Source organism: Candidatus Enterococcus testudinis (assembly GCF_002140915.1).
GTDB classification, from domain to species: domain Bacteria; phylum Bacillota; class Bacilli; order Lactobacillales; family Enterococcaceae; genus Enterococcus_D; species Enterococcus_D testudinis.
The window spans coordinates 2,195,749-2,222,587 of sequence record NZ_NGKU01000001.1 but is presented as its reverse complement, the minus strand read 5'-3'; the positions used below and the strand labels follow the sequence as shown (position 1 = coordinate 2,222,587).

General features: G+C 42.9%; 31 protein-coding genes and 1 other annotated feature. Of the genes, 25 read left to right on the top strand and 6 right to left on the bottom strand.

Translation table 11 applies throughout. The features are described 5' to 3' along the window. The first annotated feature begins 108 nt into the window (after window positions 1–108). The 3 genes from A5886_RS10640 (at window position 109) to A5886_RS10630 (ending at window position 2,252) form a co-directional block, all read left to right on the top strand. Window positions 109–459 carry a nucleotide pyrophosphohydrolase gene (locus A5886_RS10640; RefSeq protein ID WP_086275119.1) on the top strand — a complete coding sequence of 117 codons (351 nt, stop codon included), beginning with the start codon at window positions 109–111 and terminating at the stop codon, window positions 457–459. Beyond that, a complete protein-coding gene (locus A5886_RS10635) occupies window positions 446–1,663 on the top strand; it encodes a CCA tRNA nucleotidyltransferase (RefSeq protein ID WP_086275118.1) in 1,218 nt (405 codons plus the stop codon). The genes A5886_RS10640 and A5886_RS10635 overlap by 14 nt, the downstream gene beginning before the upstream one ends. Window positions 1,664–1,793: 130 nt before the next feature. After that, a complete protein-coding gene (locus tag A5886_RS10630; RefSeq protein WP_086275117.1) occupies window positions 1,794–2,252 on the top strand; it encodes a hypothetical protein in 459 nt (152 codons plus the stop codon). Between the two features lie 37 nt (window positions 2,253–2,289). Here the strand turns inward: A5886_RS10630 and A5886_RS10625 are convergent, their stop codons facing one another. The 4 genes from A5886_RS10625 to A5886_RS10610 form a co-directional block, all read right to left on the bottom strand. Beyond that, window positions 2,290–2,568: a hypothetical protein gene (locus tag A5886_RS10625; protein WP_086275116.1), complete on the bottom strand. Its 279-nt coding sequence runs from the start codon at window positions 2,566–2,568 to the stop codon at window positions 2,290–2,292. A 131-nt stretch (window positions 2,569–2,699) separates the two neighbouring features. Next, window positions 2,700–4,052 carry a Y-family DNA polymerase gene (locus tag A5886_RS10620; protein WP_086275115.1) on the bottom strand — a complete coding sequence of 451 codons (1,353 nt, stop codon included), beginning with the start codon at window positions 4,050–4,052 and terminating at the stop codon, window positions 2,700–2,702. 156 nt (window positions 4,053–4,208) lie between these two features. Continuing rightward, entirely contained in the window at window positions 4,209–4,358 is a 150-nt protein-coding gene (gene rpmG, locus A5886_RS10615) for a 50S ribosomal protein L33 (protein ID WP_086275114.1), read from the bottom strand. A gap of 136 nt (window positions 4,359–4,494) precedes the next feature. Then, on the bottom strand, window positions 4,495–5,457 hold the full coding sequence (locus A5886_RS10610) for an ABC transporter substrate-binding protein (protein WP_086275113.1): 963 nt from the start codon (window positions 5,455–5,457) through the stop codon (window positions 4,495–4,497). 192 nt (window positions 5,458–5,649) lie between these two features. Here A5886_RS10610 and A5886_RS10605 point away from each other — a divergent pair, with 192 nt between their 5' ends. The 8 genes from A5886_RS10605 to A5886_RS10570 all read left to right on the top strand — a co-directional run bounded on the left by A5886_RS10605 (window position 5,650) and on the right by A5886_RS10570 (window position 11,413). Continuing rightward, on the top strand, window positions 5,650–6,441 hold the full coding sequence (locus A5886_RS10605) for an ABC transporter ATP-binding protein (protein WP_086275112.1): 792 nt from the start codon (window positions 5,650–5,652) through the stop codon (window positions 6,439–6,441). Then, window positions 6,438–7,421 carry a FecCD family ABC transporter permease gene (locus tag A5886_RS10600; protein ID WP_086275111.1) on the top strand — a complete coding sequence of 328 codons (984 nt, stop codon included), beginning with the start codon at window positions 6,438–6,440 and terminating at the stop codon, window positions 7,419–7,421. Before A5886_RS10605 ends, A5886_RS10600 begins: the two co-directional genes overlap by 4 nt. An 8-nt stretch (window positions 7,422–7,429) precedes the next feature. After that, complete coding sequence (locus tag A5886_RS10595) at window positions 7,430–8,395, top strand: FecCD family ABC transporter permease (protein ID WP_373404604.1); 966 nt, start codon at window positions 7,430–7,432, stop codon at window positions 8,393–8,395. 128 nt (window positions 8,396–8,523) lie between these two features. Then, window positions 8,524–9,081 (top strand): 5-formyltetrahydrofolate cyclo-ligase, encoded by a 558-nt coding sequence (locus A5886_RS10590; protein ID WP_086275109.1) that lies wholly within the window; start codon window positions 8,524–8,526, stop codon window positions 9,079–9,081. Then, complete coding sequence (locus tag A5886_RS10585; protein WP_086275108.1) at window positions 9,078–9,758, top strand: rhomboid family intramembrane serine protease; 681 nt, start codon at window positions 9,078–9,080, stop codon at window positions 9,756–9,758. The genes A5886_RS10590 and A5886_RS10585 overlap by 4 nt, the downstream gene beginning before the upstream one ends. 18 nt (window positions 9,759–9,776) lie before the next feature. Continuing rightward, window positions 9,777–9,986, top strand: a complete 210-nt coding sequence (locus A5886_RS10580) for a YqgQ family protein (RefSeq protein WP_086275107.1) — start codon at window positions 9,777–9,779, stop codon at window positions 9,984–9,986. After that, on the top strand, window positions 9,986–10,951 hold the full coding sequence (locus A5886_RS10575) for an ROK family glucokinase (RefSeq protein WP_086275106.1): 966 nt from the start codon (window positions 9,986–9,988) through the stop codon (window positions 10,949–10,951). The genes A5886_RS10580 and A5886_RS10575 overlap by 1 nt, the downstream gene beginning before the upstream one ends. A 60-nt stretch (window positions 10,952–11,011) precedes the next feature. Next, window positions 11,012–11,413, top strand: a complete 402-nt coding sequence (locus tag A5886_RS10570; protein ID WP_086275105.1) for a rhodanese-like domain-containing protein — start codon at window positions 11,012–11,014, stop codon at window positions 11,411–11,413. 136 nt (window positions 11,414–11,549) lie between these two features. Here the strand turns inward: A5886_RS10570 and A5886_RS10565 are convergent, their stop codons facing one another. Continuing rightward, entirely contained in the window at window positions 11,550–11,717 is a 168-nt protein-coding gene (locus tag A5886_RS10565) for a DUF3042 family protein (RefSeq protein ID WP_086275104.1), read from the bottom strand. A 150-nt stretch (window positions 11,718–11,867) separates the two neighbouring features. Here A5886_RS10565 and A5886_RS10560 point away from each other — a divergent pair, with 150 nt between their 5' ends. From A5886_RS10560 to argS, 10 genes are all read left to right on the top strand, one after another. Next, window positions 11,868–13,025, top strand: coding sequence for a galactokinase (locus A5886_RS10560; protein WP_086275103.1), 1,158 nt, complete (start codon window positions 11,868–11,870; stop codon window positions 13,023–13,025). 40 nt (window positions 13,026–13,065) lie between these two features. Next, window positions 13,066–14,055, top strand: coding sequence for a UDP-glucose 4-epimerase GalE (galE, locus tag A5886_RS10555; protein WP_086275102.1), 990 nt, complete (start codon window positions 13,066–13,068; stop codon window positions 14,053–14,055). Between the two features lie 14 nt (window positions 14,056–14,069). Further along, window positions 14,070–15,551, top strand: coding sequence for a UDP-glucose--hexose-1-phosphate uridylyltransferase (gene galT / locus A5886_RS10550; RefSeq protein ID WP_086275101.1), 1,482 nt, complete (start codon window positions 14,070–14,072; stop codon window positions 15,549–15,551). Window positions 15,552–15,585: 34 nt separating this feature from the next. Beyond that, a complete protein-coding gene (locus A5886_RS10545) occupies window positions 15,586–16,590 on the top strand; it encodes a LacI family DNA-binding transcriptional regulator (protein ID WP_086275100.1) in 1,005 nt (334 codons plus the stop codon). A 156-nt stretch (window positions 16,591–16,746) separates the two neighbouring features. After that, window positions 16,747–17,472 carry a tRNA (adenosine(37)-N6)-threonylcarbamoyltransferase complex dimerization subunit type 1 TsaB gene (gene tsaB / locus A5886_RS10540; protein WP_086275099.1) on the top strand — a complete coding sequence of 242 codons (726 nt, stop codon included), beginning with the start codon at window positions 16,747–16,749 and terminating at the stop codon, window positions 17,470–17,472. Further along, window positions 17,456–17,998: a ribosomal protein S18-alanine N-acetyltransferase gene (gene rimI, locus A5886_RS10535; protein WP_086275098.1), complete on the top strand. Its 543-nt coding sequence runs from the start codon at window positions 17,456–17,458 to the stop codon at window positions 17,996–17,998. The genes tsaB and rimI (A5886_RS10535) overlap by 17 nt, the downstream gene beginning before the upstream one ends. Continuing rightward, window positions 17,991–18,452 carry a ribosomal protein S18-alanine N-acetyltransferase gene (gene rimI, locus A5886_RS10530; protein ID WP_086275097.1) on the top strand — a complete coding sequence of 154 codons (462 nt, stop codon included), beginning with the start codon at window positions 17,991–17,993 and terminating at the stop codon, window positions 18,450–18,452. Before rimI (A5886_RS10535) ends, rimI (A5886_RS10530) begins: the two co-directional genes overlap by 8 nt. After that, a complete protein-coding gene (gene tsaD, locus A5886_RS10525) occupies window positions 18,449–19,468 on the top strand; it encodes a tRNA (adenosine(37)-N6)-threonylcarbamoyltransferase complex transferase subunit TsaD (RefSeq protein ID WP_086275096.1) in 1,020 nt (339 codons plus the stop codon). The genes rimI (A5886_RS10530) and tsaD overlap by 4 nt, the downstream gene beginning before the upstream one ends. A 185-nt stretch (window positions 19,469–19,653) precedes the next feature. Beyond that, complete coding sequence (gene argF / locus A5886_RS10520; protein WP_086275095.1) at window positions 19,654–20,667, top strand: ornithine carbamoyltransferase; 1,014 nt, start codon at window positions 19,654–19,656, stop codon at window positions 20,665–20,667. A gap of 80 nt (window positions 20,668–20,747) precedes the next feature. Beyond that, window positions 20,748–20,941 (top strand) — a binding site (T-box leader). An 80-nt stretch (window positions 20,942–21,021) separates the two neighbouring features. Continuing rightward, a complete protein-coding gene (gene argS, locus A5886_RS10515; protein ID WP_086275094.1) occupies window positions 21,022–22,713 on the top strand; it encodes an arginine--tRNA ligase in 1,692 nt (563 codons plus the stop codon). Window positions 22,714–22,807: 94 nt separating this feature from the next. On the opposite strand, the gene A5886_RS10510 is transcribed toward argS, so the two are convergent. Beyond that, entirely contained in the window at window positions 22,808–23,278 is a 471-nt protein-coding gene (locus tag A5886_RS10510) for an arginine repressor (RefSeq protein WP_086275093.1), read from the bottom strand. A 300-nt stretch (window positions 23,279–23,578) separates the two neighbouring features. Between A5886_RS10510 and rpsB the strand changes: the two genes are divergently transcribed. From rpsB to frr, 4 genes are all read left to right on the top strand, one after another. Then, window positions 23,579–24,367 carry a 30S ribosomal protein S2 gene (gene rpsB / locus A5886_RS10505; RefSeq protein ID WP_054116498.1) on the top strand — a complete coding sequence of 263 codons (789 nt, stop codon included), beginning with the start codon at window positions 23,579–23,581 and terminating at the stop codon, window positions 24,365–24,367. A gap of 110 nt (window positions 24,368–24,477) precedes the next feature. Next, entirely contained in the window at window positions 24,478–25,359 is an 882-nt protein-coding gene (gene tsf, locus A5886_RS10500) for a translation elongation factor Ts (RefSeq protein WP_086275092.1), read from the top strand. Between the two features lie 145 nt (window positions 25,360–25,504). After that, on the top strand, window positions 25,505–26,227 hold the full coding sequence (gene pyrH / locus A5886_RS10495) for a UMP kinase (RefSeq protein WP_054116500.1): 723 nt from the start codon (window positions 25,505–25,507) through the stop codon (window positions 26,225–26,227). 1 nt (window position 26,228) lies between these two features. Then, complete coding sequence (frr, locus tag A5886_RS10490; protein WP_086275091.1) at window positions 26,229–26,786, top strand: ribosome recycling factor; 558 nt, start codon at window positions 26,229–26,231, stop codon at window positions 26,784–26,786. Window positions 26,787–26,839 lie beyond the last annotated feature (53 nt).

The window sequence follows — 26,839 nt, the reverse complement described above, 5'->3', positions numbered from 1 at the left end:
AAGTATCAATGTAGCACGAATTGCGGGATTGTACAATAAAGGACTAAAGGCGGGTATCTAGGCAGAGGCAAAAACTTTTGGTAAGATAACAGGGAAAGGGTGAAGAAAATGACAGACAAACAATCCTTATCGTCGATGCAAGCAGAAGTTGACGCCTTTATCCAACAATTCAAAGCAGGCTATTTTAGCCCGTTGGCGCAAATGGCTCGTCTCACAGAAGAAGTTGGCGAACTTGCAAGAGAAGTCAACCATTATTATGGTGAAAAAAGCAAAAAACAAAATGAAGCAGAAAAAACCGTGGCGGAAGAATTGGGCGATGTTCTCTTTGTAACGATGATCATGGCCAATTCTTTACATATTGATTTGACCGAAGTGTTTCAGGAAAACATGCAAAAGTTCAATCAGCGGGACAAGTATCGCTTTGAAAGAAAAGATGGTCAAGTACATGAAGCTGAATAATTTACCAGAAGCCTTTACTCAGGCAGCGCCTCTGTTGCGAAAAATCGAAGAAGCGGGTTTTGAAGCATACTTTGTTGGTGGGAGTGTTCGAGATACGATTTTGAATCAACCAATCCATGATGTCGATATTGCGACGAGTGCTTTCCCAGCAGAAGTCAAAGCGTTGTTTCCCCGCACGATCGATATTGGGATCGAACATGGGACGGTTCTTGTCTTGTGGGAACAAGGTCAATATGAAATCACCACTTTTCGAACAGAGGCCACCTATCAAGATTTCCGCCGACCAGACAAAGTCGACTTTGTTCGGTCTTTACAAGAAGATTTGAAAAGACGTGATTTCACAATCAATGCATTGGCACTGCAAAAAGATGGTCAGGTCATTGACTTATTTGACGGATTGGCGGACTTAAAGAATCAAGTGCTGCGGGCAGTCGGCAATCCGCAAGAGCGTTTTCACGAGGATGCATTGCGGATGATGCGCGGCTTGCGTTTTGTTAGTCAGTTAGGTTTTGAACTAGAGGAACGGACTTTTTTAGCAATCCAAGAAAATCATCCATTGTTGGCGAAGATATCTGTGGAAAGAGTGATGATCGAGTTCGTTAAGATGTTATTGGGCACGCATCGAAATCAAGCGTTAAGAGCTTTTGTAGCAACAGAATGCTATCAGTATTGTCCAGGTTTGCGCCCGTATGGTGAAGCCTTGCTGCGGATGGCTGATCTGCCTGCATTACCATTGGATAAAGAAGAGGCAGCTTGGTTATTGCTGATTGATCAACTGCACCTATCTACTACTGCAGTGCGTCCTTTCTTAAAGGATTGGAAGTGTTCAAATGCCTGTATTCGCCAAGTGCAAGCGGGCTATCAGGCGTTGCAGATGCGTAAAGCTGGCGATTGGACGGATAGGGCATTGTATCAAGCAGGGTTGCCTACGATTCATCTCGTCGAAAGCGTCTTGCCTTTTATTGGGCAAGAGGATCGATTCTCAGTGGTTGCAGCACGTTATCAAGCATTGCCGATCCACCAGTTACAAGATTTGGCTATCAATGGCCGTGATTTACTAGAAGCAATTGATCGTCCTTCAGGTCCGTGGCTGAAAGAAGTGCTGCAGCAATTGGAAGCATCGGTTGTTACAGGAGAAATCAGCAATCAGCGTGATGGACTATTGGCCTATGCAAAAGCGTTATTAGCGCAATCGAAGGAATGATTGATGACGGGAATGTGTGCTTTAGACGGCTAAAATAAAAAAAGTCAGCAAAAAGCAAAGTTAATTTGTGTACTATTTCTACAATGTGTTAGAATTAAAAGGTAATACTAATGAAAAGGAGCGTTTTGTCATGGCTAGAGATATGAAAGCTTTAAAATTCTATTTCCGTAATGGAGAAACATGGACGATCGAACGTCGTTATATTGGTGACTTGTGGATCAAACAAATCACAACTAGTTTCGGTCGGATCCACGGTAGTGAGTTCGTTGAGATTCATCCTTGTGCTGGTTTCAAAATCGAAATTTTCCAAGAAGGCGATCATGTAGCAACACATGATATCAACTTGGGCGGTCTAGAATTAGGTATGTTCGCCCGCGCATTAAAATATGAAGATATTGAAAGAATGGAAATTCTTTATCGTAATGGCACACCTGATTTGATTTACTTCCCATATAAAGACAAAGACACTGAAGGATTGGACAATGTTTACCAATCAACGAAAATCAGTGAAAAAACGAAGAGCTTGTATATCGTGATCGATCCGAGTCAAACGGTTGAAGACGTATACGGGGAACATTTTTCTGAATAAGCACCAAAAAACGCAGAACTCAAAGTTCTGCGTTTTTTTATAATGATAATTGGAAGATGTCTGTGTACTTCTTTAACAAAAGATAATCTTCAACTGCGGAATCTTTGATGATGATCGAATCGCCAAAAAGACTTTTACGGGCTTTTTGAATAATACGATGCTGAATATCCTCAGACAACAAGTAATCAATCTCAGATTGCTTTAATTCTTGTGCAGCAGCGCTGTCACGATTTTTTTCTAGAAATTGCAGCAAATCGTATTCAAGATGGCCTGCATTATTGATTACGCGTTTGTATTCTATTTTGTCTATTTTCATCTGCTCACACCCCTTACATAATAAGATAACCTAGAGTAGGTAGTGAAAGGAAAAATTTGCCTTTTTTTTCCAAAATCTTAAAAAAAAAGTAACAATAGATAAGTTGTTTTAACTTTTTGATCGTCAATGTATCATAAGACCTGTTTCTCTGGACCAACATTCGCAATACCGTCCATTCCGCCAGCGTGCCCACCGACCAGTTTGCTGCGGGCAATCGCTCTAGCGCCTTCTAAATGACTGTTGGCATGAACAATGGCTGTAAAACCGTATTTTTCGCGGATTTTATCGATGATCAAGTCCAATTTACGCTGTTGCAGTTGTTCTTCCGCGTTTTCGAATAGGTCTAACTGAATATTTTCAGTGTACAAGAGTTTGGAATAGGTGATTCCCACGTGCCGTGTGACTTGGCCGTTATAATATTTGCGGAACAAAAATAAACAATGTGCCACCAATTTACGGGAATTATCAGTCGGCGGAATTTTCATTTGCCGTGAAAAACCATTGGCTGTTTCGCCAAAAGCCACGCCGATCGAGACATGGATACAAGCTGTTTGGCAATGATGGCGGCGAATTCGGGCAGCGACTTGTTCGGCCATTTCTTTGATCACGATCTCGATTTCTTCTTGCAAGTAGTAATTTCGATTCAATACTTGACTGTTGCCATAGCTTTTTTCCAGAACATGGGGTGCAGGTTCGGACAAAATCGTGCGATCGATGCCGTTGGCGTGATGATAGAGCTGTTCGCCAATAATCCCCATGCGGCTGCGCAAAAAATCAGGGCTTGCTTGTGCCAGCTGTTCGATCGTTTCGATGCCCATTAAACGCAATCTTTTTTCTGTTCGATGGCCGATACCCCAAAATTCAGTCATAGGAGCAATACGCCAAACTTTCTGCGGGACATCTTGATACGTCCATTCTGAAATAAGATGCTGATTGTGTTTGGATTCATTGTCTAATGCCAATTTTGCCAGCAAAGGATTATCTCCGATCCCTATAGTCACATAGAGGTTCGTCATTTGATAAATATCTTGTTGGATCATCCGTGCAAATTCCCAGCGTTTCTTTGTCCGTGAAAAGGTCGGATCAGGGAAAAAAAGATCCATACTGTGGGTGATGTCCATCATGGATTCATCAATGGAATACAACAGTAAATCTTCTTCGGCTACATATTTACGAAAGACATTGTTGACTTTGGTATTTTCTTTGATATAAAAGCTCATTCTTGGCGGTACTTTGATCAAATCCGGGTGTACAGGCATATTGTCATTGCGGGTAACGTTCGTGATACCTAAGACTTTTTTTGCCATGGGCGAAGCTGCTAAAACCAACCCATTGCCCGTATTATCTGAGTGAGACATGACTACTAGCATGGTTTTCAAAGGATCTAATCCCAAAGAAACACATTCGACAGAGGCATAGAAGCTTTTGACATCAATAAACAAGATGTCTCTTTTCGGCTCTTTTTCATAATTAAAACCACCCATTTTTATCACCTCTCATCCAATTATACGAACAAGCGTTCTGCTTGTAAAGCGAACAGGAAGAATCGACGGGCAAATTAACCCCTTTAAAAATGAAGCGAAGTACAAAAAAGTTCGCCATGGCTTTGGTTATCAGCCTTGACGAACTTTTCAGGTTGTTTATTTTGTTTCGCGGTGTAAAGTAACTTTTCTTTCACGTGGGCAATATTTGTTCTTTTCCAAACGATCAGGATTGTTACGTTTGTTTTTGTTAGATAAGTAGTTGCGTTCTTTACAAGAAGTGCATTCTAATGTGATGTTTACGCGCATGATTTTCCCCCCTCACCATTCAAGAATCCTCTAAGAAATCTCTCAGACTAAAATATAATAGCATGATTTGGAAGGGAAAGCCAGCATTTTTGTGAATTTTGTTAAGTAAAACTACTTGACGAAAGGTGAGTCTGATCTATTTTAGTTTGCTTTGAATATCTTCAATCATTTTGGTGTAGGCGATTGGACCATTGTATAACCAGCTTGATTCTGGTCCAAATTCCCATAGATTGCCATCTTTGACTGCTTTGAGGTTTTGCCATACTTGATCGTTGAAGAAATCGGCTCCTTCATCACTGTTGACCAAAATCAGATAATCCGCATCTAATTCTGCAAGTTTTTCCAATGAAACAGCGGACCAGTCAGCAGTCGCCGTTTCGCTGATTTCAGCGACTAGGCTAGGGACAGAGAACCCGAGTTCTTGGTATAATAATTGACCGCTTGATTTCGTTTCTGCCACCATAAAGGCCGAATTATTCACGACCCATAAAACCGCCACTGATTTGCCTTCGATTTTGTCGGCATAGGTTTCTTTGGTGGAAGCAACCAAGTCATCATAATCTGTTTCTACTTGTTCGGCTTGTTCTTCTTTGTGCAATACTTTGGCAATATCGTTTAAGCGATCCCGCCAAGTGACATCTTCGCCGTTGGTCACGACATAAGTAGGGGCGATTTTGCTATATTGGTCATATTTGTCCCCTTCGACCATTGAATTGCTATCCATTAATAGCAGATCTGGTTCGTAGCTTAGTACATCTTCATAAGGTAGATCGTAGTTGATTCTAGGGACATCTGCCAATTTGTCTTGCAAATAGGCTTGATCGCTGTCGTTGCCGACAGTCCATTGTGCAACTGGCGTCACATCTAAGGCGACCAAATAATCTTCCAAATAGCTGGCGATGATGCGTTGGGGATTGGCAGGAATCGTGACTTCATTTCCTACGGCATCTTGTACTGTTGTTTCTACGGCTGTACTTGAAGTATCCGTGGCAGCTGTGCTATCAGTGGTATCTGAGTTGCTGGAACAAGCCCCCAATACCAGTAGGGAAAGCAAAGAAAGAGAGGCTGCCAAGCCTTTTTTCTTGAATAATTGTTTCATGTTTGTCCTCCTTTGTTATCGATTGAGCGATCATTTTGATAAATGAGAATGATTCTCAATGTTTAAGGTTATTATTACGAAGATATGCGGGTTTGTCAATCTTAAAAATCAATTGTTTTGGCGCTATTGACGAAATGAAGAAAAACATTCATAATTGATAATCATTATCAGTATTTATGATTGAGGGACAATATGGCGAAATTAAGAACAGTTGACTTGACGGTCGGCTATCAAAAACAAAAAATTGTGCAACATCTAACAATCGACATACCAGAAGGAAAAATCATTGGTCTGATTGGGCCCAACGGCAGTGGCAAATCGACGTTGCTGAAGGCCTTGGCGCGGGTATTGACGCCTTTATCTGGAGACGTCTTTTTAGATGAAAAACAGTTGCATCAAATCAAAACCAAAGAAGTGGCGGGACAAATCGCGCTCTTATCGCAAATCAGTGATTCTTCCATTGGGTTGACGATCCGTGAAATCGTATCTTATGGCCGTTTTCCTTATCAGAAAGGTCTGAGTGGGTTATCAAAAAAAGACCTCGAAGCGATTGACTGGGCATTGCAAGCAACGGGCCTAGAGGCGTTGGCGGCGGAAAATATCGCGACATTGTCCGGTGGCCAAAAGCAGCGGGTATGGATTGCGATGGCTTTGGCACAGGATACGGATATTGTGATTTTGGATGAACCAACGACTTTTTTGGATCCAGCCCATCAATTAGAGATTTTGTTGCTGCTGCAGCAGATCAATCAACAATATGGAAAAACCATCATCATGTCGATCCATGATTTGAATCATGCATCGCGATTTGCTGATTACATTTATGCCTTAAAGGCGGGGGCGCTATTGACATGCGGTACCCCGGAAGACGTTTTGACGACACAATGGCTCAAAGAACTATTTGATATCGAAGCGACACTGACGACATTTCCAAATAGTCGCAAACCTTTGATTTTGACCTATGAATTGGGGGCGGAGTCATGAAGCGCTTTACGTGGTTTTTGCTGTTTGCTTGTTTTCTGTTTGTGATTATCTTTTTTTTCTCCCTCACTCAAGGGGCTGCAGATATCCCTTTACAAACAATCAAAGATGCATGTGTTGATTTTGATTATCAAAACCAGTTGCATCAAGTCTTGCGGAATATTCGTTTGCCGCGAGTGCTGGCTTCTTTTCTTGTAGGCAGTTGTTTTGCAGTCACAGGGGCTATCATGCAAGGGATCACCAAAAATCCGCTGGCAGATGGCGGGCTTTTAGGGGTCAATAGCGGGGCAGCGGTAGGTTTAGCGATTGCGTTTATTTTGTTTCCAACGATTCAACCAAGTCAAGCGGCGCTGTTTTCTTTCTTAGGTGCCTTTGTTGCTACGGTATGTTTGTTTTTGCTTACGAAATATGCCCGTGTAGGGATGTCGCCGACGGGCCTAATTTTAGCTGGGGTAGCGTTGAGTTCTTTTTTTTCGGCAATCAGCCAAACGTTATCTTTGCAATTTGATCTAAATCAAGATTTGGTGTTTTGGTTCATTGGCGGAGTAGCCAATGTGACCTGGGCACAATTGCGCTTTGTCGCACCGATTTATGTGTTGGCGATTATATTGACCTTGGGTATGGGCAAATCACTGAACCTCCTGTCGTTAGGCGATGACACGGTAATTGCCCTCGGTAAACATCCCCATGGTATCAGAGGCGTTGCATTGCTGCTGGTCGTGGTGTTAGCCGGGATGGCTGTGTCATTGGTAGGACCGGTCAGTTTTATTGGTTTGATGGTGCCCCATGTGACGCGGGGCTTGATAGGGAAAAACTATCAATTGATTCTGCCTTTGACGATCATTGGTGGCGGTACGCTCGTGATGGCTGCCGACTTGGTTGGCCGTCTGATCAATCCACCTTTCGAAACGCCTTTTGGTGTGATTTTGGCATTGATCGGTGTGCCTTTCCTATTGGTCAAGATTAGGAGGGAACAGCTGTGAAGAAAAAAATGATCTTCTTTTTCCTCTTAATGCTTGCGGCATTCATGGCGAGTGTCATGGTTGGCAAAACAGTTCTTTCCTTTAGTATCTTGCTGGATATGATCAAAGGGACTGCAACCAACAGTCAAATCCTCACGTTGGTGTCTTTTCGCTTGCCGCGGGCATGTTTGGCGCTGATTGCCGGCGTGGCTTTTGGCTTTTCCGGTTTTGCGTTGCAAGGTGTGACGAGAAATGAATTGGCGGATGCCAGTATTTTGGGCATCAACAATGGCGCGGGTTTATTTGTGATCGTTTATCTCGGCTTTTATGCGCAAGGGTCGTATCTGCTGCCGTTGGTGGGTGTCATTGGCGGTTTGGCGGCGGCTTTTCTGGTGTATGTTATCGCGTATAAACACCACCAACTGCTCTCGATGGAACGGGTCCTGCTCGCAGGAATCGCTGTCAACGCAGGATTGGCTGCTGGCACACTGCTGCTGACTGTCCAATTATCAAAGGATCGTTATAGCTTTGTGACTTCTTGGCTATCAGGTGCAATCTGGGGGACATCGTGGAACCAGATTATCAGTTTGTTGCCTTGGGTCCTCCTCCTTGCTGCAGCTTTATTTTGGACAGTACCATTGCTGAATTTACTGGGCTTTGGCGAAGAGCAAGCAATTAGTTTAGGGGTATCTCTTACCCGATTACGTACCTGGTTTCTTTTATTGGCGGTTGGTTTGGCTGCAAGTACGGTCGGTTTTACCGGTAATTTGGCATTTGTTGGATTATTGGCTCCCCATATCGCCAAAGGTATCGTGGGCAAAGAGTCGCGTACGGCGTTCGTCTTATCGGGTATGGTAGGGAGTATTTTGGTGCTGGTCAGTGATACGATCGGCCGTCTATTATTAGCCAATGGTGAAATACCTGCGGGCATCATTATCTCTCTTGTCGGGGCTCCATATTTTTTATATTTATTGATTCGGCAAAAAGCATCATAAATACCGGTAATACCGGTCAGCGAATCACACAGCGCCTTGAAACGTGAGAGAGAAAATTTCGGTTTTCTCTCATTCGCGTTTGCTATTTGGCGCTTTTTTTTGGTACTATCTCTGAGAGGAGTGATTTCATGGAGAAAGCTTTTTTGAGAAAACAAATGATCAATACGTTAGAACAACTCCCTAAAAAACGCAAACAGAAGAAAGAAGGACTGATTCTGCAGTTGCTATTTGCATCGCAAGCATGGCAACAGGCCTCATCCATCGGTGTCATCCGCTCGCTTCCTTTTGAATTTGATACTGAGGCGATTTTTGTGCAAGCAGCCAAAGAAAATAAGCAGATCGCTGTACCTAAAACAGTCAATCATGGGTTGCATTTTTTTGAGGTAGACATGCATACCCGCTATCAAAAGTCCGCATTCGGTGTGGAAGAACCAATCAGTGAGATAGAAGCAAAGCATCTGGATCTTGTGCTAGTGCCAGGCTTGATTTTTTCATCAACTGGGTATCGTATCGGATTTGGCGGTGGGTACTATGACCGTTTTCTAGCGACATACAGCGGCGAGACGATCTCTTTGGTTTTTTCGGAGCAAATCAATGATCAGTGGCAACCGGAAGCCTTTGATATTCCAGTAAATAAGATCATCACAGACAGTTATGATCCATCAAGCAAAGGAGCAGTACAATGAATACATTTATGAGAAAATGGCGGAATCAACCATTCTTTACTTATTTATTTTTGGCGATTCAGACAATCGTATTTATTCTTGGCTACTTGATCCCAACGATCCAAATCAGTGGGGTGATGTTCGGACCATATGTGGCCTATATGCAAGAGTATTGGCGGTTTATCACACCGATATTCTTGCATTTTGGGTTGGCACATTTCGCTATCAATTCGGTGATCTTGTATTATATGGGACAGCAAGTGGAAGCGATCTACGGCCACAGCCGCTTTTTTTGCCTGTATATATTGAGTGGGATCATGGGCAATACGATGAGCTTCGCCTTCAATCAAGCGGGCGTACAGTCAGCAGGTGCGAGTACCTCGTTGTTCGGTTTATTCGGTGCCTTTTTGATTTTAGGACTGCATTTCAGAAATGATTACCGCATTCAAGCGATGGTTCGTCAGTTCGCTTTGTTTGTTGGGTTGAATCTTGTATTTGGTTTGTTTGACCAATCCATAGATATGTGGGGCCATGTTGGCGGGATCATCGGCGGTCTGTTATTAGGCAATCTGTTTGCATTACCCAAAAATTACGGCAAGTACTCGATCCATACCCGAATCATCTCAGGGATTCTCTTTGTTTTCTTATTGGTGATTTTTGTGATATATGGTTTAAAAAAATATCAAATACTTGTATAATAAGCAGGAAGTGGTTAAATGAAGACGTTATATGACGTACAGCAATTACTGAAACAATTTGGTGTTTATATTTATGTTGGCAAGCGTATCTATGATATCGAGTTGATGCAGATCGAGTTGAAGAACTTTTATGACAGTCGCTTGATCGATCAAGATACTTACATGACTGCTTGGCATATCCTTAAACGTGAACATCGAATAGAAGAAAGTCGGGAGGAAAACTTGTGATGGACAAAAAAATCATCGGCATCGATTTAGGTGGCACAACAGTCAAATTTGCTATTTTGACTACAGAAGGAGAGATTCAACAAAAATGGAGTATTGATACCAATATTCTTGATGAAGGTGCACACATCGTGCCAGAAATCATTGAATCAATCAACCACCGCTTAGGTTTGTATAATATGAAACCTGAAGACTTCATCGGCATCGGTATGGGGACACCAGGCAGTGTCGATCGAAATAATGGTACAGTGATCGGTGCATACAATCTGAATTGGAAAACATTGCAACCAGTCAAAGAATTGATTGAAAAAGGTACAGGCATTGCTTTTGCAATCGATAATGACGCCAATGTCGCAGCTTTAGGCGAACGTTGGAAAGGTGCTGGCGATAACAATCCGGACGTCATCTTTATCACATTGGGTACCGGTGTCGGCGGCGGGATCATCATGGAAGGTCAGTTGCTTCATGGTAAAGCTGGCTGTGCTGGTGAAATCGGTCATATCACAGTCGATCCTGAAGGCTATGAATGTACTTGTGGCAAACGCGGCTGTCTAGAAACTGTTTCTAGCGCTACTGGCGTTGTCAGAGTCGCACGGACGCTGGCTGAAGAATATGCAGGCAATTCTAAATTGAAACAACAACTTGACAATGGTGAAGAAGTATCGAGCAAAGATATTTTTGAAGCAGCACAGGCCAATGATCCATTCGGCTTGATGGTGGTTGATAAAGTTTGTTTCTATCTTGGATTGGCATGCGGCAACTTAGGCAATACGCTGAATCCGGCAAGTATCGTTTTAGGCGGCGGTGTATCTGCTGCTGGGGAATTTCTACGTAAACGCGTGGCGGCTTATTTTGCCAAATTTACCTTCCCACAAGTTACTGAAAGCACAGAAATCAAATTAGCAGAACTAGGCAATGATGCCGGCGTGATCGGTGCAGCATCATTGGCATTGCAATTGGCAGATTAGTTATTTTCAAGATGAGGAATCAAGACCAATGAAGTAAGGATAGAGAGGATAGAGGAAAATATGTCACCAATTATGTGGGTCAATCTGGTTATGGGGCTGATTATTTTAGCAGTTGTCCTGAACTGGGGTTATTTTCAAATCATGGGACGGCGCTCAGCGACGATCATTCCCGAAGATGAGTTTAAAGCAGGAATGAAGAAAGCGCAAGTGATCGATGTCCGGGAAAAAAATGAATTTGATAGCGGTCATATCATGGGTGCCCGTAATATTCCTTTTACCGTGTTGAGCAATTCGTTTGGCGCGTTTCGTAAAGATCAGCCGATTTATCTCTATGATACCCGAAAATCTTTGAGTATCCGGGCGGCGAACAAGTTACGTAAAGAAGGGTTTACCAATGTTTATATCCTAAAAGAAGGATATGAAGGCTGGAGCGGCAAAACGAAGAAAAAAGCGACCCTATAAATCACTTATGAAACAGTAAAAAAGCTTGTCTACGCATGCGTAGACAGGCTTTTTGTTATTTTGATCCCTAAAAATCACCTGAACAGAAAAAAACCGCTGACCAACATTCAGTCAACGGCTCATTTCGAGCAGACAGTTACCGCGCTGCGCTTTTGCGCATCGCCCGTTTGCGTTTTTCGTCATGGGCAACTTGTTGTTCATCGATTGGATCGATGACTTGTTTCTTGACAGTTAGCACTACACTTGCTGCAGCAGCTACAGTTGCCGCCGTTCCAATCAGAAATCCAGAAAGAAATCGTTTCATTGTCATACACCTCGTCTTTATTGATAGTTCCATTATGCGACATATAGTGAAAAAATTCAAAAATAAACGCTTCTCTGATTAGTAAACGCTTGATAATATTTAGTAAATATTTTATAATAAATTTACTAAACGAAATAAAGGAGCGATCATATGGATAAATTAGCACGCATTTTTCAAGAACGATTTGGTGAAGTTGGCACAAGCACATATTTTGCACCCGGAAGAATCAATTTGATTGGGGAGCATACCGACTACAACGGCGGGTATGTTTTTCCAGCAGCAATCACATTAGGCACCTATGCAGTTGCGCGTAAACGTGAGGACCAGCAAATCCGCCTGTATTCAGAAAATTTTCCTGAATTAGGGATTATTTCTTTTGACTTGAAGGATTTGGACTATCGTAAGGCGGACAACTGGACCAACTATCCTAAAGGCGTGTTGCGCTATTTGAAAGAAGCAGGACATTCGATCACCAGTGGCTTTGATGTGGCATTTTATGGCAATATTCCGAATGGTGCTGGTTTATCTTCTTCTGCTTCGATTGAGTTGCTAACAGGAGTTATGCTGGAAGATTTGTATCAATTGTCACTAGAACGGTTGGATCTTGTGAAAATCGGTAAGAAAGTTGAAAATGAATTTATTGGGGTCAATTCGGGGATCATGGACCAATTTGCTATTGGGATGGGACAAAAGGATCATGCGTTGCTGCTAGATACCAACACATTGGATTATGAGGTCGTTCCTGCGGCATTCGGCGCATACGTGATCGCAATCATGAATACCAATAAACGCCGTGAATTAGCAGATTCCAAATACAATGAACGGCGTGCTGAATGTGAAGAAGCCTTGGCACGCTTGCAAACCAAATTATCGATCGATTCTCTTGGAGCCCTAGGTGAAGAGACTTTCTTTGCCAATACGGATTTGATTGGCGATGACACATTGATCAAGCGGGCCAAGCATGCAGTAACCGAAAATCAGCGTACCTTGAAAGCCAAAGCAGCTCTGACAGCTGGCGATTTGGAGACATTCGGTCAATTATTGAATGATTCCCATACCTCATTAAGAGATGATTATGAAGTGACAGGCATCGAATTAGATACCTTGGCAGCAGCAGCACAAGCCCACCCAGCAGTCTTAGGGGCTCGTATGACTGGCGCAGGTTTTGGCGGTTGCGGGATCGCATTGGTCAAGGCAAGTGAGTGGGATGACTTTCAAGCAGATGTTTTGGCCGCATATGAAGACAAGATTGGTTATGCCGCGGATATTTATCAAGCGAGTATTGATGATGGCGCACGAAAACTGTAAAATAAGAAACGATGTAGACCATAAGAAAGAAGGCTGAATAATGACGATTTTAGTTTTAGGCGGAGCAGGATATATTGGCTCCCATGCAGTGGACCAACTGATCAATCAAGGAAATAAGGTAGTGGTCGTTGATAATTTATTGACCGGACATCGTCAAGCAGTTCACCCAGAGGCAGTATTTTATCAAGGCGATATCCGCGACAAAGCATTTTTGACAGACGTTTTTACGAAAGAAGACATTGATGGCGTCATTCATTTTGCTGCTAGTTCTTTAGTCGGCGAATCTGTTGAAAAACCGTTGAAATATTTCAACAACAATGTTTACGGTATGCAGATTTTATTAGAAGTGATGCAGGCATTTTCGGTCAAACATATCGTCTTTTCTTCCACAGCAGCTACCTATGGCGAGCCAGAACAAAGCCCAATCACTGAAAAGACACCAACCAATCCCAAAAATCCTTATGGCGAAAGCAAATTGATGATGGAAAAAATGATGCGTTGGTGTGACGAAGCTTATGGCATGAAATTTGTCGCATTGCGTTATTTCAATGTAGCTGGTGCCAAAGCAGATGCAACGATCGGCGAAGACCATGATCCAGAAACCCACTTAGTACCGATCATTTTGCAAGCGGCACTAGGACAGCGAGAAGAAGTCGCAATCTTTGGTGATGACTATGACACGCCAGATGGCACCTGTATCCGTGACTATGTTCATGTAGAAGACTTGATCAATGCCCATTTATTGGCGTTAGACTACTTACAAAAAGGCAACGAAAGCAATGTCTTCAATTTAGGCAGCAACAATGGTTATTCGGTCAAAGAAATGGTCGAAGCAGCCCGCACAGTCACACAAAAAGACATTCCGGCCCGCATCGCACCACGCCGCGCCGGCGATCCGAGTACGCTTGTTGCTTCAAGTGACAAGGCCAGAGCTATCTTAGGCTGGGCACCAAAGTATACAACTGTTGAATCAATCATCGAAACCGCATGGAAATGGCATGTTAGTCATCCAAATGGTTATCAAGAGTAGGAGGCATTTGATCTATGACGATCAGTCAAACAATTTGTGATTTTGTCACGTTGTCCATCAAAGCTGGAGGCTGGATGGCGCTGGATCGCATTTATTTACAGAACCGTGTCTTGGCATTGATTGGTGAAGACGTGATGGAAGAAACGGTTGAACAAGAAGTTGCCTCCTCATTGACATTGATGGATACACTTGTTGAAAAAGCGATTGAGAATCAAGTAATTGGTGATACAGTTGCAGAGCGTGAACAGTTCGAAGCCCAATTAATGGACTTTTTGACACCACCACCCTCAGTGGTTAACGCTTTTTTTGCCCAACATTACGCCAACGCGCCAAAAGAAGCCACTGATTACTTTTTTGCATTGTCGAAACAAAATGATTACATCAAGACGAGAAGTATCGCAAAGAATATCGTTTTTCCGGTTGAAACGGAATATGGGACATTGGAAATCACCATCAATTTATCCAAGCCCGAAAAGGACCCAAAGCAAATTGCGGCAGAAGGGAAAAGTGTCCAAGTGGACTATCCTAAGTGTATGCTTTGTTTAGAGAATGAAGGGTATCAAGGCAGGATCAATTATCCAGCCCGCGCCAATCATCGTATCATCCGTATGAACTTAGACAATGAAGCGTGGGGATTCCAGTATTCGCCTTATGCTTACTACAATGAGCATTCGATTTTTCTATCATTGGCTCATCGGCCGATGAAAATCAATTTGGCCACTTTCAGCCGATTGCTTCAGATCGTTGAAGTGATGCCTCATTACTTTGTTGGATCGAATGCTGACTTGCCAATTGTTGGTGGATCGATTCTATCCCACGATCATTATCAAGGCGGACGGCATGATTTTGCTATGGCAAAAGCTCCTGTTGAAACGACATTTACATTGACTGGCTTTGCAGATGTCACAGCGGGGATCGTGAAATGGCCCATGTCGGTGATCCGATTGCAAGCCAAAGACAAACAAAAATTGGCCTTGGCTTCAGAGTATATTTTGGCGCAATGGCGCAATTATTCTGATCCGAGTGTATCGGTCAATGCCTTTTCTGAAGACGGTACACCGCATCATACGGTGACACCGATTGCGAGAAAAGCAGGCGAGTTTTTTGAAATGGACCTTGTCTTGCGTGACAACAATGTATCAGAAGAACATCCAGATGGTATTTTCCACCCCCATAAAGATGTTCAGCATATCAAAAAAGAAAATATTGGGTTGATTGAAGTGATGGGCTTAGCAGTCTTGCCACCGCGTTTGGCACCAGAATTAAAAGAAGTAGCGAACTATCTTCGGGATCAACCGAATCAAATGGCAGACTATCATCACACGTGGGCCGATCAGTTGAAAGCTACCCATACCAATCTGACTGAAGAAAATGTAGAAGCTGTCTTGCATGAAGCTGTCGGTCACATCTTTGCAGACGTTTTGGCGCATGCAGGTGTCTTCAAACGAGATGCCGGCGGTCAAGAAGCTTTCCAAAGGTTTATCGATCAGCTGTGATCCACGCTATCTACAAAGGAGAAGGAGGGACGCAATGGCCACAATCAAAGATATTGCCCAGCAAGCTGGTGTTTCACCGGCAACTGTCTCTCGGGTCTTGAATTACGATAGCGAGTTATCCGTGAGTGGTGAAACCAAAGAGAAAATTTTTAAAGCAGCAGAAGCGCTGAACTACACCAAACATAAGAAAAAAACAGCTGAAACAAGCAGTATTCGCCTGATCCAATGGTTCGATACCGAAGAAGAGTTAGCCGATCTTTATTACTTATCGATTCGTTTAGGTATCGAAAATAAAGCAGAGGAACTGGGGATCCGTTTGCTCAAGGAGCCTTTTGATTCCTTATCAGATACAGTAGTTGATGGCACGATCACCATTGGCAAATTTGGTGATCATCAAATTCAGCAATTGAAGAAAAGCCAGAAACATCTGTTGATGGTAGATTTCGATGCCCTTTCTTATGGCGTAGATTCTTTGGTGGTAGATTTCCAGCAAGCAGTCGATCTGGTGATCGATGCCTTTATTGCCAAAGGGCACCAAAAGATTGGTCTGTTATCTGGTATCGAATATACCAAAGATCATCAGCAGAAAATCATTGATCCGCGACAGTATTTTTTCGAAGCCCGTTTGCGGCAATTAAAATTGTATGACAGTCATTACTTGCTGCAAGCACCTTTTACAGTAGAAGGCGGCTATTTGGCAATGCAAGCATTTTTGGCGAGAGCCGAAGAACTACCAAGTGCCTTGTTTGCCTCGAGTGATGCCTTAGCGATTGGTGCGATGCGTGCGCTGCAAGAAGCTGGCGTCCACATTCCAGAAGATATTGCAGTGATTGGTTTTAATGATGTCAGTGTCGCAAAATATGTCACACCAGCCCTTTCTACTGTCAAAGTGCATACAGAATGGCTCGGCGAGTTGGCAGTGACCACCCTTATGGAGTTGAATGCTTCACCAGCACCGGTACCCAGAAAAGTCACCATTGCTACGGAACTGATCAACCGTGCTTCCACTGGTCATGCGACAGAGCTGACTTCGGAATGACGGATCAGTAACCAAGCTTAAACAGAAGGATGCGTTCTATGAGAGATATGCAGGTCATAGAATGAAACGACTGTTTAAGCTTTTTTTGTACTTGTTGGGCAATCAGCCAGAATATGGTAGAATATGAGAGAGTTTTTTGAATGGGGAGATAGCAGTATGAAAACATTAGCAATCGATACGTCTAACCAAACATTGGCAGTTGCGGTGGTTGACGGTCATCAAATTCTAGGCCAAAGTCAAACGATGGCAGTCAAAAATCACAGTACAGCTTTGATGCCAGCCATCCAACAAATGATGCAGATGGTCGATCTAAAATCGAATGCATTGTCACAAATCGTTGTGGCGAAAGGCCCAGGCTCTTATACTGGCCTGAGGATCGGTGTAACGACAGCCAAAACATTGGCGCAAACCTTGGACATTCCCCTTATTGGTGTGTCCAGCTTGAAAACGATCGCTGCAAATTGCGTAGGAACTACGCAATGGATCATCCCACTCTTTGATGCAAGACGAAACAATGTCTACACGGGTATCTATCAATGGCAAGGGAATATATTGACTTCAATCGTTGAAGATCAGCATACGTCAATGGACAATCTATTGGCATTTTTGCAAAAAGAAACCAATGGAGAGGTGCTGTTCGTGGGGAGTGATACTGCCAAATTTGCGAGAATGATCAAAGAAGCATTGCCTCAGGCAATCATCAACCAAGTCCCCATCTGGGATTATCCTTCAGCGGCCGTCTTGGCTTTATTGGCAGCACAAGAAGAACCTGTACCATCGATTCATGGATTTGTACCATCCTATTTAAAATTAGTGGAAGCAGAAGAAAACTGGTTGGCCGTACATGAAGCCGGAGCAGATGCCTATGTTGAAAAAATTTAAAGCAATCAAAGGCAAGCTGTCGTTGTTTCGACAGGTTCAATACCCTGAAAGAGAAGTGGAACTTGGCGGAACCGCCTATGTCTTTCGTGAGTTGGTTGGCGATGATATCAAAGAATTGCTGCAAGTGGAACGTCTTGTCTACGCGGGGGAATTGCCGTGGACGAAAAGTGCATTCTTATCAGAATTGTATTCCCGGGTACAGCACTTATACATCGGCGTGTTGTTTCAAGAACGCATGATTGGCTTTGCTGGTGTCCGTATCCTAGGCGGCGATGCCCACGTCACCAATATTGCGATCATTCCTGAATATCAAGGAAAGGGCATCGGCTCATTTTTGTTGGCTGAACTCGAACGATATGCCCGCAGACAAACCTGTGATCGTCTGACATTAGAAGTACGGCTAAGCAATCGGGATGCCCAAAGATTATATCGCCAATTAGGCTTTCAATCGTTGGCAATCAAGACCGCATATTATACGGAAGGCAATGAAGATGCATTGGATATGGTGAAATATCTTCATGGATAAACAATTGAATACGAACCCTTCAGCCGAGGCAGTGTGGGCACTGGCGAACGCCAGCTATCCTACAGGTTCACCATGGCAAGTAGCGCAATTTGAGGAAGATTTAAATAACCCTCTTAGCCATTATTTGATCAAGGAATCAGGTCAGCCAGCCGCATTGGTGGCGTTTCTCAGCTATCAGCAAGTGTTGGATGAGGCAGAATTATTTAATATAGCAGTTGATCCAACTTATCAAGGCCGGGGACTGGCTAAGGCATTGTTGCGAAGTTTTTTCTCAGCTGTTGAAGCGGCAGGTGGGACACGGATCTTTTTGGAAGTGCGGGCATCGAATCTGCACGCCCAAGCCCTTTATCTGCGCACAGGATTCGTCATTATTGGACGCAGAAAAAATTATTACCAGCATCCAGAAGAGGATGCACTCATTATGGAAAAGAAAGTAGGCGGACAAATCAAATGAATGAATTGATTTTAGCCATTGAAAGCAGTTGCGATGAAACGAGTGTTGCCGTTATCCAAAATGGTGAAACGATCCTCAGCAATATCGTCGCATCGCAAATAAAAAGTCACCAACGTTTTGGCGGTGTGGTCCCTGAAGTTGCCAGCCGACATCACGTAGAGCAAATCACGATTTGTATCGAAGATGCCCTGACAGAAGCAAAAGTTGTCCCAGAGGATCTAACAGCAGTCGCAGTCACGTATGGGCCAGGATTAGTTGGCGCTTTATTGATTGGTCTTTCGGCGGCCAAAGCGTTTGCATGGGCGCATGATTTGCCTTTATTGCCAGTCAATCATATGGCAGGACATATCTATGCGGCACGATTCGTGAAACCATTGGTCTTTCCTTTGATGGCACTGCTTGTCAGTGGCGGACACACGGAGTTGGTCTATATGGTTGAGGATGGTTCTTTTGAGATCATTGGCGAAACCCGCGATGATGCGGCAGGAGAAGCCTATGACAAAGTCGGACGGGTTTTAGGATTGCCCTATCCAAGTGGTAAGGAAATCGACCGTTTGGCTCATATTGGACAAGACACCTATCACTTCCCGCGGGCAATGATCCATGAAGACAATTATGATTTCAGTTTCAGTGGTCTGAAGAGCGCCTTTATCAATCATGTCCATAATGCGGAACAAAGAGGTGAAACGCTGGTGCCAAATGATTTGGCGGCGAGTTTTCAAGCCAGTGTCGTTGATGTGCTCGTTGCTAAAACCATCAGAGCCTGTCAAAGTTTTCCAGTCAAGCAATTGATCGTTGCAGGTGGCGTAGCGGCGAACCAAGGGTTGCGAGAAGCATTGGAAACAGCCATGCTTGATTATCCAGAAATCGAATTGTTGATTCCACCATTACGGCTGTGTGGGGACAATGCCGCAATGATCGGTGCGTATGCCCACATTGCCTTGCAAAAACAACGCATTGGCTCATTGGATCTGAATGCAGATCCGAGTGTCAGTTTTATGCATAGCCAAAATTGATCGAATGAAATCGATAAAGACAAGTCGCCCTTGTTTTTATCGGTTTTTTTTCGAGAGAAAGCAAATGATTCTAACAAATCCATTTGTTTTTTGTGTATATTTATTTAAAATAAAACTTATTATTGTATTTTATTTCAATTGTTGGTATGATTGTGTATAGATATCAATTGAAAGGTGGTTATCCCATGTATTCGATTTTTCAAGGACGTAGTTTTTTAGCAGAAAAAGATTTCAGCCAAGCTGAATTGCAGTATTTGATCGATTTTGCGCAGCACTTAAAAGAAATGAAGCAACAACATTTGCCACACCAGTATCTTGCGGGAAAGAACATTGCCTTACTATTTGAAAAGACTTCAACGAGAACCCGGGCGGCATTTACTGTAGCAACAACAGATTTAGGCGCACATCCTGAATTTCTAGGCGCCAACGACATCCAATTAGGCACGAAAGAATCAGTAGAGGATACTGGAAAAGTATTGGGACGGATGTTTGATGGTATCGAATACCGCGGGTCTAGCCAATCAGTGGTTACGCAGTTGGCTGAATCAGCTGGCGTACCTGTATGGAATGGCCTCACAGATGCGTGGCATCCTACGCAAATGATTGCTGATTTTCTGACGATCCAAGAGAATTTCGGTAATTTGGCGGGCTTGACGATTGCTTATTGCGGCGATGGACGCAATAACGTCGCCAATTCATTGCTGGTCACAAGTGCTATTTTAGGGGTAAATATCCGTATTGTGACACCAACGACCCTTTATCCAGATGATCAAATCGTGGCTTTGGGCCATAACTATGCCAATCAATCGGGGGGAACGGTCCAAATCACCGATCAAGTAGCAGAAGGGGTCTTAGGTGCAGATGTCATTTATACCGATGTTTGGGTATCGATGGGAGAGGAAGCTCAGTTTGAAGCCCGTATCAAGCAATTGCTGCCCTATCAAGTCAATCAACAGCTGATTGAGCAAACCAAGAATGAGCAAGTCATTTTTATGCATTGTTTACCTGCGTTTCACGATACGCAAACCAGTTATGGCAAAGAGGCAGCTGCAACATACGGAATCCAAGAAATGGAAGTCACAGATGAAGTATTCCGCAGCGCGTATGCCCGTCAATTTGATCAAGCAGAAAATCGCCTGCATGCTATCAAAGCAATCATGGCAGCCACAGCTGGCAACTTATTTATTCCTAAAGTCTAAAGATTAGTATTTGGTTAAAGCGACAACTGTTTCTAGCCAAAAGAGGATTTCTTTGTTATACTTTCTGAGAAGTCAATAGCAAAGATTTGATGATACAAGAGAAGTAATCCTCCACAGTCTTAATAGCAAGTTCGGGATGATGGAAGCCGAATAGACGTGAGGGTGAAACGCACTTGTGAGAATTTGCCTAGCAAACGGGATTCTGCCGTTATCAGAAATAAAGTGGGTCCTTTAGGACAATCAGAGTGGTACCGCGGGAAATCTCGTCTCTAGTGCATTGTTATGCGCTAGAGGCTTTTTTATGTGCAAATCTTGCCACAATCAATCAATGCCAATATACAGGAGGTCAAAAATATGAATAACAAAGAAATCGTCGCTCAAGCCATTTATCAAGTCGTCAAAGAAGATTTGACCATTGAACAAGTTCAACAATTATTAGAAAATCCCAAGTCAGTCGATCATGGAGACGTCGCTTTTCCAGCGTTTGCTTTAGCAAAAGCGTATCGCAAAGCACCGCAACAAATCGCTGCAGAATTGGCTGAAAAAATCGATGGAACATCATTCGAAAAAATGGAAGTCGTTGGCCCGTATTTGAACTTTTTCATGGATAAGTCTGCTATCTCAGCCCATGTTTTGGAAGCAGTGATCAAAGAGCAGCAACATTATGGGGATCAAACCATAGGTAATCAACAAGCAGTCCCCATCGATATGTCGTCACCCAATATTGCAAAACCAATCTCAATGGGCCATTTACGTTCAACAGTTATTGGAAATTCAATTGGGTTTATCTTGGAAAAAATCGGCTATCAACCAATCCGGATCAATCATTTAGGTGATTGGGGCACACAATTTGGTAAATTGATCGTGGCATACAAAAAATGGGGTTCAGAAGCAGCGGTCAAGGCAGAGCCAATCAATGAATTGCTACGCTTGTACGTGGATTTTCATGAACAAGCAGAAACGGATAAAAGCTTAGAAGATGAAGCCCGCGCTTGGTTCAAAAAGCTGGAAGATGGCGATGAAGAAGCAATTCAATTGTGGCAATGGTTCCGAGATGAATCAATGAAAGAATTCAACAAAATCTACGCTATGCTGGAAGTGTCTTTCGATTCATTGAATGGCGAAGCTTTTTATAATGATAAGATGACGGAAGTTGTGGAGTTGCTAGAAGAAAAACATCTATTGAAAGAAGACCAAGGCGCAGAAATCGTTGACTTGTCTGCCTATGATCTTAATCCGGCATTGATCCGCAAATCTGATGGAGCAACATTGTATATTACTCGTGACATGGCAGCTGCCCTTTACCGCAAACGGACTTATGATTTTGCCAAATCATTGTATGTGGTCGGCAACGAGCAAAGTTATCACTTTAAGCAGTTGAAAGCTGTATTGAAAGAAATGGACTTCGACTGGTCAGACGATATGACCCATGTACCTTTCGGCTTGATCACAAAAGACGGCAAAAAGTTATCTACTAGAAAAGGGAAAATCGTTTTACTTGAAGAAGTCTTGAACGAAGCCATTGCTTCAGCCAATGCGCAAATCACCGAAAAAAATCCAACATTGGCGAACAAAGAAGAAGTTGCCAAACAAGTCGGTGTTGGCGCCGTTGTCTTCCACGATCTGAAAAACGATCGCTTGAATAACTTTGACTTCACATTAGAAGAAGTCGTACGTTTTGAAGGTGAGACTGGACCATACGTGCAATATTCTCATGCTCGTGCAATGAGTATTCTTGACAAGGCTGGTTTTGATCCAAAAACAGCCCAAATCACCGGATTATCCGATGCCGATAGCTGGGAAGTCATCAAATTGATTCAACGCTATCCAGAAACGATTTTGCAAGCAGCTGAAAAATATGAACCATCTGTGATTGCCAAACATGCCATCAAATTGGCGCAAGCCTTCAATAAATACTATGCCAATGTCAAAATTTTGGCAGAAGATGGGCAAAAAGAAGCACGCTTGGCGTTGGTCTATGCTGTGACAGTCTTGCTGAAAGAAGATCTGCGGTTGCTAGGGTTGCATGCGCCGGATAAGATGTAGGCGATAAAGCGCTGAGTTATGAAAAAAACGTCGCTGACCACATTTGGCTAGCGACGTTCTTTTTTAGATGCACAATCAATGAATGACAGATTATTTACAGTACCGCATGTGCTTGAATAAATTCAAAAAATGTCTCCGCGTCTTCTTCTGTCCGAGAAATCACCGCAACAGTATCAAATCCTGCCAACGAGCAGACTTTTTCTGGCATCGTCACATCGTCGATCGCTGCTGCCAACAAAGGGGCGTTGTCAGCTACTGTATGGATCAATGTCATAAATTGGACACGGTCGATTTTGGTCACGACTTCTTCAATCATTTGTACCAAACGCTGCTCCTCAGCTTTTTCGTCATCAGAGGCATGCTGGCCTTGGAAAATAACAAATTTGGTTTGACCAGTTTCATCTGGTATTTTGACGATCTTTAAATCACGGATATCACGAGAAATAGTCGCTTGAGTGGCTGTAACACCTTGTTTTTCTAACTGCTGCAGCAGTTCTTCTTGAGTACGCACAGTATATTTAGTGATAATTTGTCTAATCAATAAATGGCGATCAGCTTTACGCATAGGTCAAACTCCTTTAGATGATAGAATGAATCAGCCCTATCATAGCAGAAAATCAAGAGATTGCCTAGAAAATCTGGTAAATATCCCTGCGTGGTGCATAAACCGGAGAAATCAACGGTAATTTTTATTGAATCAGTTGCATTTATTTATATGCTACTGTATACTGTTTAAGGCGTGAGTTTTTCGGCGCTATGATCCCACATCTTGTTCCATCTGCGAAGCGGTGCTGACAATGTCAGTTCTTCAAAGAGCAAAAGAACAAGAGAGGAAAACAAAAAAACCAATTGGAGGAAACACAACATGGCAGTAATCTCAATGAAACAATTACTAGAAGCCGGCGTACACTTTGGTCACCAAACACGTCGCTGGAACCCAAAAATGAAAAAATACATCTTCACAGAAAGAAACGGCATCTACATCATTGACTTGCAAAAAACAGTGAAATTAGTAGATGTAGCTTACGACTACATGAAAAATGTTGCTGAAGAAGGCGGCGTTGCTTTGTTCGTAGGAACAAAAAAACAAGCGCAAGAAGCAATCAAAGAAGAAGCAATCCGTTCAGGTCAATACTACGTTAACCACCGTTGGTTAGGTGGAACATTGACAAACTGGGAAACAATCCAAAAACGTGTTTCTCGCTTGAAACAAATCAACAAAATGGAAGAAGACGGTACATTTGACCTACTTCCTAAAAAAGAAGTCGTTGGTTTGAACAAAGAACGCGAACGTCTTGAAAAATTCTTAGGCGGTATCGCTGACATGCCTAGAATTCCAGATGTAATGTACGTTGTTGACCCACGTAAAGAACGCATTGCAATCCAAGAAGCACGCAAATTAAATATCCCAATCGTAGCGATGGTCGATACAAACTGTGATCCAGATGAAATCGATGTTGTCATCCCATCAAACGATGACGCAATCCGCGCCGTTAAATTGATCACTGCTAAAATGGCAGATGCTTTCATCGAAGGCAATCAAGGGGAAGACCAAGTAGCTGAAGAAGATTTCGCTGCTGAGTCAACTGAAAACGCAACGTCTATCGAAGAAATCGTTGATGTTGTCGAAGGCGACAACGCATCAGCTGAATAATAAATGATGGAGCTGTTTCAAAGGCTAGGCGCCAAGCCTCACTCTCCTTTGAAACAGCTTTTTTTAAAGACAAGGGTACTTGTTCAAAAACATTTAGGAGGAAACAAATAATGGCAGAAGTAACAGCTAAATTAGTAAAAGAATTACGCGACATGACTGGTGTAGGTATGATGGACGCAAAACGTGCATTGGTTGAAGTCGAAGGCGACATCGAAAAAGCAGTTGATTTATTACGTGAAAAAGGTATGGCGAAAGCAGCGAAGAAAAACGACCGTATCGCAGCAGAAGGTTTAGCTTCTGTAGCTATCAACGGCAACACTGCAGCTATCGTTGAAGTCAACTCTGAAACTGACTTTGTTTCTAAAAATGAAATGTTCCAAGACTTAGTCAAAGAAATCGCAGAAGTGATCGCTGCTAACAAACCAGCGGATATGGATGCTGCCTTGCAATTAGAAACATCTAAAGGCAAAATGGAAGCTGTCCTAATCGAAGCAACGCAAGTTATTGGTGAAAAAATCAGCTTCCGTCGTTTCGAAGTTGTTGAAAAAGATGACAATGCAGCATTTGGTGGCTACTTGCACATGGGCGGACGCATCGCTGTCTTAACTGTTCTTGAAGGTACAACAGATGAAACAGTTGCAAAAGACGTAGCTATGCACGTTGCAGCAATCAACCCTCGTTATGTCAACGAAGAACAAATCTCTCAAGAAGAATTAGACCATGAAAAACAAGTCTTGACTGAACAAGCATTAAACGAAGGCAAACCAGCCAACATCGTTGAAAAAATGGTTGAAGGCCGCTTGAAGAAATTCAAAGCTGAAATTGCTTTAGTAGACCAACCTTTTGTGAAAGACCCAGATATGACTGTTGAAAAATATGTTGCTTCTAAGGGTGCAACTGTGAAATCATTTGTTCGTTTCGAAGTCGGCGAAGGTATCGAAAAACGCGAAGATAACTTTGTTGAAGAAGTAATGAGCCAAGTGAAAAAATAATTCTGTTCCTTGAACAGATGGGAACGCATGGAAGTGCGCTCCCTTTTTTTAAGCAAAAACAGTGTAACAAAAGAATGAAGATAATTTCAACGAAAAGAACACCAATATGCTACAATGGTATTGGAGAATGTGTGGAGGAATCATAATGGTCAAACCTAAATATCAACGTGTTGTTTTAAAATTAAGCGGCGAAGCACTTGCGGGTGATGAAGGGTTCGGAATCAAACCGCCTACGATCCAAGAAATCGTAAAAGAAATCAAAGATGTGCATGAGTTGGGTGTTGAAATGGCGATCGTTGTCGGCGGCGGCAATATCTGGCGTGGCCAGATTGGTGCCCAAATGGGGATGGAACGTGCGCAAGCTGATTATATGGGTATGTTGGCGACAGTCATGAACGCATTGGCTTTGCAGGATACTTTGGAGAATGCAGGTGTGCCAACGCGGGTACAAACATCGATTGAAATGCGTCAGATCGCAGAGCCTTATATTCGTCGCAGAGCCGAACGTCATTTGGAAAAAGGACGGATCGTGATTTTTGCCGGTGGTACAGGAAATCCGTATTTTTCTACTGATACGACCGCTGCACTACGCGCTGCAGAAATCAATGCTGATGTTATTTTAATGGCAAAAAACAATGTTGATGGTGTCTATTCAGCTGATCCAAAAGTGGATCAAAACGCTGTGAAATTTGAGGAATTGACTCATTTAGATGTGATCTCTAAAGGATTGCAAGTCATGGATTCAACCGCAAGTTCTTTAAGCATGGACAATGATATTCCATTGGTTGTCTTTAATTTGAACGAAACCGGCAATATTCGTCGCGCTATTTTGGGCGAAAATATTGGTACAACAGTAAGGGGGAAATAAAATGGCAGACAAGATTTTAACAGAAGCAACGGACAAAATGAAAAAAGCAGCAGAAAACTTGCAACGTGAATTGGGACAAATCCGTGCTGGTCGCGCCAATGCGAGCATTTTGGACCGTGTGATGGTCACGTATTACGGTGTTCCGACACCATTGAACCAAATGGCATCGATCACGATACCTGAAGCAAGAATTTTGATGATCACACCGTTTGATAAAACCATGATCCAAGAAATCGAAAAATCAATCATGCAAAGCGATATCGGTATCACTCCAGCCAATGATGGCAACGTGATTCGTTTGGTGATTCCTCAATTAACTGAGGAACGCCGGAAAGAATTGGCCAAAGATGTGAAAAAAGAAGCTGAAAATGCCAAAATCGCTGTCCGCAATATCCGTCGTGATGCAATTGAATCATATAAGAAACAAGAAAAATCAGGCGACATCACTGTTGATGATTTGCGTGATTCTGAAAAAGAAGTGCAAACACTGACTGATAATGCAATCAAAGAAATCGATGGCATTGCTGCTGAAAAAGAACAAGAATTATTAGAAGTGTAATAATAAAAAAGGAGAAGGCTGCTGCGGTAGCCTCTTTTTTTTCTAAAAAAATA

What these genes read in the sequence shown, in the direction of transcription:
- A5886_RS10640 (WP_086275119.1), top strand. Translation starts at nt 109, where the DNA reads ATGACAGACAAACAATCCTTATCGTCGATGCAAGCAGAAGTTGACGCC.
- A5886_RS10635 (WP_086275118.1), top strand. Translation starts at nt 446, where the DNA reads ATGAAGCTGAATAATTTACCAGAAGCCTTTACTCAGGCAGCGCCTCTG.
- A5886_RS10630 (WP_086275117.1), top strand. Translation starts at nt 1,794, where the DNA reads ATGGCTAGAGATATGAAAGCTTTAAAATTCTATTTCCGTAATGGAGAA.
- A5886_RS10625 (WP_086275116.1), bottom strand. Translation starts at nt 2,568, where the DNA reads ATGAAAATAGACAAAATAGAATACAAACGCGTAATCAATAATGCAGGC.
- A5886_RS10620 (WP_086275115.1), bottom strand. Translation starts at nt 4,052, where the DNA reads ATGGGTGGTTTTAATTATGAAAAAGAGCCGAAAAGAGACATCTTGTTT.
- rpmG (WP_086275114.1), bottom strand. Translation starts at nt 4,358, where the DNA reads ATGCGCGTAAACATCACATTAGAATGCACTTCTTGTAAAGAACGCAAC.
- A5886_RS10610 (WP_086275113.1), bottom strand. Translation starts at nt 5,457, where the DNA reads ATGAAACAATTATTCAAGAAAAAAGGCTTGGCAGCCTCTCTTTCTTTG.
- A5886_RS10605 (WP_086275112.1), top strand. Translation starts at nt 5,650, where the DNA reads ATGGCGAAATTAAGAACAGTTGACTTGACGGTCGGCTATCAAAAACAA.
- A5886_RS10600 (WP_086275111.1), top strand. Translation starts at nt 6,438, where the DNA reads ATGAAGCGCTTTACGTGGTTTTTGCTGTTTGCTTGTTTTCTGTTTGTG.
- A5886_RS10595 (WP_373404604.1), top strand. Translation starts at nt 7,430, where the DNA reads ATGATCTTCTTTTTCCTCTTAATGCTTGCGGCATTCATGGCGAGTGTC.
- A5886_RS10590 (WP_086275109.1), top strand. Translation starts at nt 8,524, where the DNA reads ATGGAGAAAGCTTTTTTGAGAAAACAAATGATCAATACGTTAGAACAA.
- A5886_RS10585 (WP_086275108.1), top strand. Translation starts at nt 9,078, where the DNA reads ATGAATACATTTATGAGAAAATGGCGGAATCAACCATTCTTTACTTAT.
- A5886_RS10580 (WP_086275107.1), top strand. Translation starts at nt 9,777, where the DNA reads ATGAAGACGTTATATGACGTACAGCAATTACTGAAACAATTTGGTGTT.
- A5886_RS10575 (WP_086275106.1), top strand. Translation starts at nt 9,986, where the DNA reads ATGGACAAAAAAATCATCGGCATCGATTTAGGTGGCACAACAGTCAAA.
- A5886_RS10570 (WP_086275105.1), top strand. Translation starts at nt 11,012, where the DNA reads ATGTCACCAATTATGTGGGTCAATCTGGTTATGGGGCTGATTATTTTA.
- A5886_RS10565 (WP_086275104.1), bottom strand. Translation starts at nt 11,717, where the DNA reads ATGAAACGATTTCTTTCTGGATTTCTGATTGGAACGGCGGCAACTGTA.
- A5886_RS10560 (WP_086275103.1), top strand. Translation starts at nt 11,868, where the DNA reads ATGGATAAATTAGCACGCATTTTTCAAGAACGATTTGGTGAAGTTGGC.
- galE (WP_086275102.1), top strand. Translation starts at nt 13,066, where the DNA reads ATGACGATTTTAGTTTTAGGCGGAGCAGGATATATTGGCTCCCATGCA.
- galT (WP_086275101.1), top strand. Translation starts at nt 14,070, where the DNA reads ATGACGATCAGTCAAACAATTTGTGATTTTGTCACGTTGTCCATCAAA.
- A5886_RS10545 (WP_086275100.1), top strand. Translation starts at nt 15,586, where the DNA reads ATGGCCACAATCAAAGATATTGCCCAGCAAGCTGGTGTTTCACCGGCA.
- tsaB (WP_086275099.1), top strand. Translation starts at nt 16,747, where the DNA reads ATGAAAACATTAGCAATCGATACGTCTAACCAAACATTGGCAGTTGCG.
- rimI (WP_086275098.1), top strand. Translation starts at nt 17,456, where the DNA reads ATGTTGAAAAAATTTAAAGCAATCAAAGGCAAGCTGTCGTTGTTTCGA.
- rimI (WP_086275097.1), top strand. Translation starts at nt 17,991, where the DNA reads ATGGATAAACAATTGAATACGAACCCTTCAGCCGAGGCAGTGTGGGCA.
- tsaD (WP_086275096.1), top strand. Translation starts at nt 18,449, where the DNA reads ATGAATGAATTGATTTTAGCCATTGAAAGCAGTTGCGATGAAACGAGT.
- argF (WP_086275095.1), top strand. Translation starts at nt 19,654, where the DNA reads ATGTATTCGATTTTTCAAGGACGTAGTTTTTTAGCAGAAAAAGATTTC.
- argS (WP_086275094.1), top strand. Translation starts at nt 21,022, where the DNA reads ATGAATAACAAAGAAATCGTCGCTCAAGCCATTTATCAAGTCGTCAAA.
- A5886_RS10510 (WP_086275093.1), bottom strand. Translation starts at nt 23,278, where the DNA reads ATGCGTAAAGCTGATCGCCATTTATTGATTAGACAAATTATCACTAAA.
- rpsB (WP_054116498.1), top strand. Translation starts at nt 23,579, where the DNA reads ATGGCAGTAATCTCAATGAAACAATTACTAGAAGCCGGCGTACACTTT.
- tsf (WP_086275092.1), top strand. Translation starts at nt 24,478, where the DNA reads ATGGCAGAAGTAACAGCTAAATTAGTAAAAGAATTACGCGACATGACT.
- pyrH (WP_054116500.1), top strand. Translation starts at nt 25,505, where the DNA reads ATGGTCAAACCTAAATATCAACGTGTTGTTTTAAAATTAAGCGGCGAA.
- frr (WP_086275091.1), top strand. Translation starts at nt 26,229, where the DNA reads ATGGCAGACAAGATTTTAACAGAAGCAACGGACAAAATGAAAAAAGCA.